Here is an 8,457-nt window from a genome sequence, read left to right on the forward strand (position 1 = left end):
AATTTTCCTTCACCACCCGGGTTTCCTAAACTATAGTTAAATGGGAATAGTAGCCGCTTCTAATACTTTGCGCTTTGCGTAAAGTATTCCGCTAGATAAAAGCTTAAGGTGCTCAATTTTTGAAAAATAGAAACGTGGGGCTGTCCGATAATTCCTCATCCCTCTGTTTTAAAATAATTGCATATTCCGTCGATAAAATCTAAAAGTATGGTATAATATGGCTGATAGAAAACTACCAAAAGGAGGCAATTATGGCCGTCAGAAGCTATCAGCCGCAGCAATTTATGCTGTTCTTTTCAAATCCCAAAGATATTTTAGGCCAAGACCATCTTTGTTTTGTCGTCGATGACATCGTAGAGCATCTTGATTTATCCGCTCTTACGAATAAACAAGGCACTGTCGGCGCTCCATGTTATGACTACAGGCTGCTGATTAAAGTCTTGTTTTATGGCTATGCCACAGGCACCTTTAGCTCCAGAAAGATTATGAAATCTGCTCAAGAAAACATAGCTTATATTTATCTAACCAGGCAGCAGGCGCCAAACTTCAGAACCATCTCTGACTTTAGAAAGAACCACCAGTCCATCTTAGAAGATTCCTTTATAAGCATAGTCAAAGCAGCCAAAGAAATCGGCTTAATAAAGCTTGGAACAGTAAGTTTAGACTCAACCAAAATCAGGGCCAATGCCTCAAGCCGAAAGAGCTTTACTCAAGAAGAGTTAAAAGAACAAAAGAAACGTATTAGAGACACCATAAGTGAAGCTATAAAAACGGATGAAGCAGAAGACAAGTTGTACGGAGAAGATAAAACCGGCGATGAGCTGCCTGAAGATATCAAAGATCAAAAGAAGCGGCTTGAGAAGATTAAGCAGGCTTTACACAAGGCCAAAGAATTAAACAAAGATAAAATCAACCTAACCGACCACGATGCTAACTTTATGAAAGATAGCCAGACCATACAAACAAATTACAACTGTCAAATAGCAGTAGATAATAAAAGGAAGATTATCCTCTCAGGCGAAGTTAAAACTTGCGTTGCTGATGCTGGTGAAGTCAAGGCACAAGTAGAAATTATAAAACAAATCTTTAAAACGAAACCCAAAGAACTCTTAGCTGACAGCGGCTATTACTCAGTTGATAGCCTTACCTATCTAGATGACAACCGGATTAAAGGATATTTGCCTCATCCTGATTATGCCAGAGACAAGAAAGATAAATTCAAAAACAAACAGCGTCTTTTTAGTAAACAACTTTTCAGATATAACCGTATCAAAGATCAGTACATCTGTCCCGAAGGCAATATCCTTCGTAAAAAAACAGTTCAGTCTGAAAGAGAATTGACTCTCTACCAAGCCAAAGATTGCCAGCAATGCCTTAAGAAAAGTTTATGCCTTCGCGGTAAGGCAAAACTCAGGTTTGTTACCAGGCACACAAGGGAAGATCTTGTTATAAAGATGCGAAATAGGCTGGCTGCGGAAGCTGGCAAGAAAAAATATAACCAACGCGCCCATGCCGCGGAAACACCTTTTGGCCATTTTAAGAAAAATCTAGGCTTTAGACAGTTCTTATGTAGGGGGCTACCTCGTACCTCATCTGAATTTAAACTACTCTGCATAGGCTACAATATTAGAAAAATTGCCCCTCTTATTTCTAGCGCAAGAGACAAAATGAGGTTTAATTCAGCCCTTAGGTGGGCGTTGAATTAGAAAATAGCCTTTCTACCGGAACGTCTTCTTGAGAAAGAGCAAATTTGGTGGCTAATTTTTTATTTGCAGCTATTATCGGACAACCCCACGGTTCTTATTATTGCTCCGATTGCTTTGACGCTTGCTCGTAAAATCAACCTAAACCCGATAAAAATGATGATTGCAATTGCGATATCGAGTAATCTACAAGGCGCGGCAACGTTGATTGGGGATCCTCCCAGCATGCTTTTGGCAGGTTTTACGAAAATGAATTTCGGTGATTTTTTTATTTATAGAGGAAAGCCGAGTATATTTTTCGCGGTGGAATTGGGTGCTTTTGTTTCGTTTTTTGTCTTGATGTTTTTGTTTCGGGAAAAGCGGCATAGGGTTAAAGTTATACCTGTAGAAAAAGTACATTCATGGGTTCCCACTATTTTGCTCGTGGCGCTGATATTTTTGCTTGCAGCTTCCTCTTTCTTTGATACTGGGTTTACTTCTGCCGCGGGAATTATCTGTATGATTATTGGGATCATTTCAGTAGCATGGGAGAAAATATCAAACAGGGGGAGAATATCTGAATTAATTAAATCACTGGATTGGGATACGGCGTTATTCCTAGTAGGTATATTTATTCTAGTTGGAAGCCTTACTTTAACCGGATGGACAGATAACCTGGCTCAATATTTATCAAATATAATCGGAGGAAATATTTTCTTTGGTTACACATTACTCGTATTTATTTCCGTGATTATCTCTGCGTTTGTAGATAACGTTCCTTTTTTAGCGGCTATGCTTCCTGTCGTAGGCCAAATGGCTTATAAGTTAGATGTAAACCCTTCATTGTTTCTTTTCGGACTACTTATTGGTGCAAGTTTGGGAGGTAATATTACCCCAATTGGTGCCTCAGCCAATATTGTTTCCTGTGGTTTGCTTAAAAAAGAGGGGTATAAAGTTAGGTTTAAAGATTTTATGAAAATCGGAATTCCTTTTACTTTTGCCGCTGTAACTGCCGCGTATTTATTTGTTTGGTTCGTTTGGAGGCCTTGATTTAAATACCCTTAATTTAAACCACCCTTAAACTAAAAAATTATTGACATGTTGAGTAAATATGATAAACTTGTTATGAGCAGGTGTTCATAACAAGTAAGGAGTATGTATGCGTCCTAAAAAGACACGGTGGATTAAATGTATACCGGGCGAGCGTTGTTTTAAACCACTATGTAAACCATTAAACAAATTGGAAACTGTATTTTTGACGCTTGATGAATTTGAAGCTGTACGCCTTGCATGCCTTGAAAATTTAAAACAGGTTGATGCAGCAAAAAGGCTTAAGATCTCAAGGCCGACATTCTCAAGGATTTTAACTTCTGCCCAAAACAAGATTGCCGATGGTTTAGTGAACATCAAGGCGATAAGAATTGAGGGTGGTTGTTGTAAGATTAAGAGGAGGAGCAAGTAATGAAAGACTGGAAAAAGTTTCTTTATATTTTAGCGGCGTTTTTAGCGTGTTTTTATCTGCCCATAGAAAACCTACGGTTTTCCAACGCAATCTTTGAGGCCCTTGCACTGGTTAAATGGTATGCGCGGGAGCATGTGCTTTTGTGTTTAGTCCCAGCATTCTTTATCGCCGGGGCGATTTCAGTTTTTGTCAGCCAGGCATCGGTAATGAAATATTTTGGCGCGAAAGCAAATAAATTCCTTTCCTATAGCGTAGCATCGGCATCTGGGACGATACTTGCAGTATGCTCATGTACTGTGTTGCCGCTTTTCTCTGGCATATATAAGAGAGGCGCTGGCCTTGGGCCTGCGATTGCCTTCCTATATTCAGGGCCGGCCATAAACGTTTTGGCTATTATTCTTACGGCACGGATCCTTGGCTGGCAATTAGGATTGGCAAGAGCAGTAGGTGCGGTGATATTTAGCGTTGTTATCGGTTTATTGATGCATCTTATATTTTTGAAAGAAGAAAGGGCGCGTCATGCAAGCGGTGATTTCAATGTAGGCGAAGTAAAAGAGATCCGTCCTTTATGGCAGAATGTTGTTTATTTCTTTTCCATGGTTGCCGTGCTTATATTTGCCAATTGGGGGAAACCTTTGGCAGGAGATACCGGAATTTGGAGTTTGATTTATACTTTTAAATGGTGGATTACTGGTTTTTTCTTGGCAGTTTTAGCCATTACGCTTTTTAGATGGTTTAAGAAAGATGAATTAAAGGAATGGACTGGCGCGACATGGGGTTTTGCACTTCAAATACTTCCGCTTCTTTTAGGTGGCGTGCTTGTATCTGGGTTCCTTTTAGGAAGGGTGGGTCACGAAGGAGTGATCCCATCGCGCTTTGTCGCGGCGCTTGTCGGAGGTAATTCATTTAGGGCGAATTTCTTTTCTTCGATTGTGGCGGCGTTTATGTATTTTGCTACACTTACTGAAGTACCAATTTTACAGGGACTTATTGGCTCAGGCATGGGCAAAGGGCCTGCGCTAGCACTTCTTTCGGCAGGGCCTGCTTTGAGTCTGCCGAGTATGCTTGTATTGCGGAGTATCATGGGAACAAAGAAGACAGTTGTTTATGTGAGTTTGGTAGTAGTCATGTCTACAATTACGGGCATGATTTTTGGGTTTATCGTAAAGTAGGAACGGATGACGAATAAAAAGATTATTAATCTTACGGATGATGATTTGCTTAAAGTAGAGCAGATTGTCATTGATCGTGACAAAGAAGGGGCGCTTGATTTTGTTAAGGAAGTGATTAAGAAGCAAATCGATAGGGAAGACGCCTCAAAAATGAAGCGGCAAGGGATATAGGATGGAAAGAAAAGCAGATGAGATTAAGAAAATTGTCAAGGAAGGTTACGCAAAGGCAGTGAAGCAGACTACTTCGTGCTGTTCTTCGAACTCTTGCTGTAGCGGTACAAGCCAAGCTAAAACTATAAGTAAGACGGTTGGTTATAGTGATGCCGAAATGAATGCTGTTCCTGAGGGTGCGAATCTGGGGTTTGGTTGTGGCAATCCTGTTGCATTGGCGTCCTTAAAAGAAGGCGATGTGGTGCTTGATTTGGGAAGTGGGGCGGGGTTTGATGCATTTCTGGCGGCTCAAAGAGTTGGTAAAACAGGCCGTGTTATCGGTGTTGACATGACTCCGGAGATGATCGACAAAGCGAAGGAAAACGCCCAAAAAGGCGAATATTCTAATGTGGAGTTTCGCTTAGGTGAAATTGAAAAGCTGCCAGTTGAAGATAATTCTGTCGATGTGATTATTTCCAATTGTGTTATTAATCTTTCGCCAGATAAAGAGGCGGTATTTAAAGAGGGATATAGAGTACTAAAATCCGGCGGTAGGTTGATGGTTTCAGATTTGGTGCTTGCTAAAGATTTACCGACTGCCATTAAAAAGTCTGTTGAGGCTTATGTGGGCTGTCTTGCCGGAGCGATTAAGAAAGACGAATATCTGAATCTTATAACAATGGCGGGTTTTAAGGATGTTAAGGTAATTAGCGAATCGAGTTATCCGGTGGATGCTATGTTTAATAACTTCGAGGCCGCTCAAGATGCAGTAGTCAGCATAAAAGTATCAGCAATAAAAAGATAAATGGAGGCGTAGAATGAAGATCGAAATTTTAGGAGTTGGTTGTCCTAAATGCAAACAACTCACGGCGAACGCCGAGGCGGCGGTCAAGGAATTGAATATTCAAGCCGAGATCGGCAAGGTGACGGATATTGACAAGATAACCGAATACGGCGTGATGATGACGCCAGCCTTGGCAGTTGACGGTACGGTGGTTTCGGCAGGGGAAGTCTTAAGTAAAGACGAAATTAAAAAGATTATTTTAAAATAGCACTCCGTGCTTATGTGGAATCGCGCGGGTGCTTGCTAACTGCAAGGAGGTTTTTAATGGCTGGCAATTGTATGTGTAATGAAGCGGGAATATTTATATTTTCTTGTTCTGGAGGATCGGATGTGGGGGAGTTGTCGGACAGGGCAGCGCGTAAAATGGCCAAATGCGGACAGGCAAAGATGTTTTGTCTTGCCGGTATCGGGGCGCATATACCGGGCATGATTGAGTCCACAAAAGCGGCTAACAAATTAATCGCTATTGACGGTTGTCCTGTTTCTTGTTCAAAGAAGACGCTTGAACACGCTGGTTTTAAAGTTACGGCTTTTAACCTTAAAGATATGGGTTTTGATAAGGGTAAGACAAAAGTTGATGATGGATCTATTGATAAAGTATTGTCTAAAATTACAGGAGGCAAAGGTGAAGAAGTTAATCGTAATACTTCTGGCGGCTGTTGCAGTAATTAGCGCAAGCTTTTCTGTTTTTGCCGCAGCAGATAAGCCGGCAGCCAAGGTTATAGCTTATTATTTTCATGGAACAGCTCGCTGTCCGACTTGCTATAAGTTTGAACAATATTCGAAGGAAGCTATAGAAACTAATTTTAAAGATGCGCTTGCATCTGGAAAACTGGAGTTTAAAGTAGTCAATATAGATGATAAAGGTAACGAACATTATGCCAGAGATTATCAGCTGTATACTAAATCGCTTATTTTATCATTGATCAAAGACGGTAAAGAAATTAAATGGAAGAATATGGATAAGATCTGGGAGTATGTTGGTAATAAAGAGAGATTTATTGATTATGTGAAGAATGGGGTTGCCGATTTATTGAAGGAAGCTCAATGACAGAGATATTTATAGGATTTGCATCAGCGTTATGGCTAGGGATCTTGACATCCATTAGCCCATGTCCTTTGGCCAGTAACGTGGCTGCAATTTCTTTTCTGTCTAAGAAAATAACTCATCCTGTGCTTGTGTTTATTTCAGGATTGGCGTACACGCTAGGCAGGATGGTCTCATATGCTGTTCTGGGATGGATTATCATCAGTTCTCTTTTAAGCGTTCCGCAAGTTGCCCAGTTTTTACAGAAATACATGGGTAAGGCTCTGGGCCCACTTTTAATTATTACTGGGCTTATTTTACTAGAAATAATTACTATTCGTTTGCCGGGAGTGTCGCTTTCACAAAGACATCAAAGTAAACTTGCGGAATCCGGAGCTCCGGGCGCTTTTTTACTTGGTTTTATTTTCGCACTGGCGTTTTGTCCGATTTCTGCTGCGTTATATTTCGGAAGTCTTATCCCCTTGGCGATTAAAAGCAAAGCTGGAACATTGCTGCCATTTATTTACGGGGTAGGCACAGGTCTCCCGGTGCTTTTATTTGCTATAGCCATTGCCTTAGGCGTTACTTCAATGAGTCATTGGTTTCATAAGATCACGAGATTTGAACATTATACGCGTAGAATAACTGGTGGTATTTTTGTCCTTGTAGGGCTATATTACACTGGAGTTTATATCCTGAAACTATTTTAAAAGGAGTTTTAGAATGCCTGAAATAAAAAGTAGCGTAAAACTTCCATTCTTTGAAAAGTATCTTTCTCTTTGGGTAATTTTCTGTATTGTTGCAGGTATAATCATTGGAAAAGTATTTCCTACAGGAGTAAATTTCTTAAGTAAACTGGAAGTATCCCAGGTGAATATCCCGGTTGCCGTACTCATCTGGCTGATGATTTATCCGATGATGGTGCAAATTGATTTCTCTAGTATTGTAAGGGCAGGGAAAAAACCAAAAGGTTTAGTAGTAACATTAGTAGTAAATTGGTTAATTAAACCATTTAGTATGGCAATATTTGCGGCAATTTTTCTAAAATACGTATTTGCTGCCTTTATCAGCCCGGCTTTAGCCAAAGAATATATCGCTGGTGCTATACTTTTAGGAGCTGCTCCTTGCACTGCCATGGTTTTTGTCTGGAGTTATTTAACCAAAGGTGATCCCGCCTATACTCTGGTTCAGGTAGCCGTAAATGATCTGGTAATATTAGTTGCTTTTGTGCCGATTGTTAAATTCCTGTTGGGCGTAAATCAAATTATTGTGCCTTATGATGCCTTGATATATTCAACGATCTTTTTTGTGGTTATCCCGCTTGTAGGTGGGTATATTTCCAGGGTTTATCTATTGAAGGCTAAAGAGGTAGATTGGTTTGAAAACGTATTCTTGAAAGCGCTTAAGCCAGTTACTATTGTAGGGTTATTATTGACTTTAATTATTCTTTTTGCTTTTCAGGGGAATATAATACTCGGTAATCCACTTCATATATTGTTAATCGCTGTCCCTTTGATAATCCAGACTTATTTTATTTTCTTTATCGGTTATTTATGGAGTAGGAAATGGCGCTTAACTCATTCGATTGCTGCTCCTGCGGGAATGATTGGCGCTAGTAACTTTTTCGAGTTATCCGTAGCCGTGGCAATTTCTTTATTTGGGCTAAAGAGTGGAGCGGCGCTTGCTACTGTAGTAGGGGTGCTTACCGAAGTGCCAATAATGCTGAGCTTAGTTTATTTCTCTAATAGAACACGGCATTGGTTTGAACCTAAAGAAGAAAATAATCTCTAAGTAGAATAATAACTTGAAAGGAATAGTTAATGAGTAAAAAACGGGTTTTATTTATCTGCGTACATAACTCGGCTCGATACCAATACCAACCCTATACCAAGACGGTAGATTCAAATTGCTAACGCAACACTTCACAGAATTTTTCATGAGGTGTATAAAAACAAAGTGTTTTCCGCGGTCTATCGTTTAATTCGTCTTGGACTTCCTTAAGTCTATTTACAGAGATCTTATTAAAATCTGTTCCGCTAGGAAAATACTGTCGTATTAAAGAATTCGTATTTTCATTTGAGCCTCGTTCCCAAGGGGAATGAGGATGCGCGAAATAAACG

General features: G+C 40.1%; 10 protein-coding genes. All 10 read left to right on the top strand.

Going from position 1 to position 8,457, the window contains the following annotated elements; translation table 11 throughout:
- Positions 1-251: 251 nt before the first annotated feature.
- The 10 genes from AUJ82_07290 to AUJ82_07335 all read left to right on the top strand — a co-directional run bounded on the left by AUJ82_07290 (position 252) and on the right by AUJ82_07335 (position 8,128).
- Complete coding sequence (locus tag AUJ82_07290) at positions 252-1,706, top strand: hypothetical protein (GenBank protein OIO58950.1); 1,455 nt, start codon at positions 252-254, stop codon at positions 1,704-1,706.
- A gap of 156 nt (positions 1,707-1,862) precedes the next feature.
- Positions 1,863-2,732 carry a hypothetical protein gene (locus AUJ82_07295; protein ID OIO58951.1) on the top strand — a complete coding sequence of 290 codons (870 nt, stop codon included), beginning with the start codon at positions 1,863-1,865 and terminating at the stop codon, positions 2,730-2,732.
- 109 nt (positions 2,733-2,841) lie between these two features.
- Complete coding sequence (locus tag AUJ82_07300) at positions 2,842-3,144, top strand: hypothetical protein (protein ID OIO58952.1); 303 nt, start codon at positions 2,842-2,844, stop codon at positions 3,142-3,144.
- Positions 3,144-4,316 carry a hypothetical protein gene (locus tag AUJ82_07305; protein OIO58953.1) on the top strand — a complete coding sequence of 391 codons (1,173 nt, stop codon included), beginning with the start codon at positions 3,144-3,146 and terminating at the stop codon, positions 4,314-4,316. The genes AUJ82_07300 and AUJ82_07305 overlap by 1 nt, the downstream gene beginning before the upstream one ends.
- Before the next feature lie 172 nt (positions 4,317-4,488).
- On the top strand, positions 4,489-5,271 hold the full coding sequence (locus tag AUJ82_07310; protein OIO58954.1) for an arsenite S-adenosylmethyltransferase: 783 nt from the start codon (positions 4,489-4,491) through the stop codon (positions 5,269-5,271).
- 13 nt (positions 5,272-5,284) lie between these two features.
- Entirely contained in the window at positions 5,285-5,518 is a 234-nt protein-coding gene (locus AUJ82_07315; GenBank protein OIO58955.1) for a thioredoxin family protein, read from the top strand.
- Positions 5,519-5,574: 56 nt separating this feature from the next.
- Positions 5,575-5,982, top strand: a complete 408-nt coding sequence (locus tag AUJ82_07320) for a hypothetical protein (GenBank protein OIO58956.1) — start codon at positions 5,575-5,577, stop codon at positions 5,980-5,982.
- Positions 5,936-6,361: a hypothetical protein gene (locus AUJ82_07325; protein OIO58957.1), complete on the top strand. Its 426-nt coding sequence runs from the start codon at positions 5,936-5,938 to the stop codon at positions 6,359-6,361. The genes AUJ82_07320 and AUJ82_07325 overlap by 47 nt, the downstream gene beginning before the upstream one ends.
- Complete coding sequence (locus tag AUJ82_07330; protein ID OIO58958.1) at positions 6,358-7,047, top strand: cytochrome C biogenesis protein; 690 nt, start codon at positions 6,358-6,360, stop codon at positions 7,045-7,047. The genes AUJ82_07325 and AUJ82_07330 overlap by 4 nt, the downstream gene beginning before the upstream one ends.
- 13 nt (positions 7,048-7,060) lie before the next feature.
- Positions 7,061-8,128, top strand: coding sequence for an arsenical-resistance protein (locus AUJ82_07335; protein OIO58959.1), 1,068 nt, complete (start codon positions 7,061-7,063; stop codon positions 8,126-8,128).
- Positions 8,129-8,457 lie beyond the last annotated feature (329 nt).

The organism is Verrucomicrobia bacterium CG1_02_43_26, assembly GCA_001872735.1.
GTDB lineage: Bacteria > Verrucomicrobiota > Verrucomicrobiia > Opitutales > CG1-02-43-26 > CG1-02-43-26.

Coding starts and splice junctions, on each gene's coding strand:
- AUJ82_07295 (OIO58951.1), top strand. CDS start 1,863: ATGATTGCAATTGCGATATCGAGTAATCTACAAGGCGCGGCAACGTTG.
- AUJ82_07315 (OIO58955.1), top strand. CDS start 5,285: ATGAAGATCGAAATTTTAGGAGTTGGTTGTCCTAAATGCAAACAACTC.
- AUJ82_07300 (OIO58952.1), top strand. CDS start 2,842: ATGCGTCCTAAAAAGACACGGTGGATTAAATGTATACCGGGCGAGCGT.
- AUJ82_07305 (OIO58953.1), top strand. CDS start 3,144: ATGAAAGACTGGAAAAAGTTTCTTTATATTTTAGCGGCGTTTTTAGCG.
- AUJ82_07330 (OIO58958.1), top strand. CDS start 6,358: ATGACAGAGATATTTATAGGATTTGCATCAGCGTTATGGCTAGGGATC.
- AUJ82_07320 (OIO58956.1), top strand. CDS start 5,575: ATGGCTGGCAATTGTATGTGTAATGAAGCGGGAATATTTATATTTTCT.
- AUJ82_07335 (OIO58959.1), top strand. CDS start 7,061: ATGCCTGAAATAAAAAGTAGCGTAAAACTTCCATTCTTTGAAAAGTAT.
- AUJ82_07290 (OIO58950.1), top strand. CDS start 252: ATGGCCGTCAGAAGCTATCAGCCGCAGCAATTTATGCTGTTCTTTTCA.
- AUJ82_07310 (OIO58954.1), top strand. CDS start 4,489: ATGGAAAGAAAAGCAGATGAGATTAAGAAAATTGTCAAGGAAGGTTAC.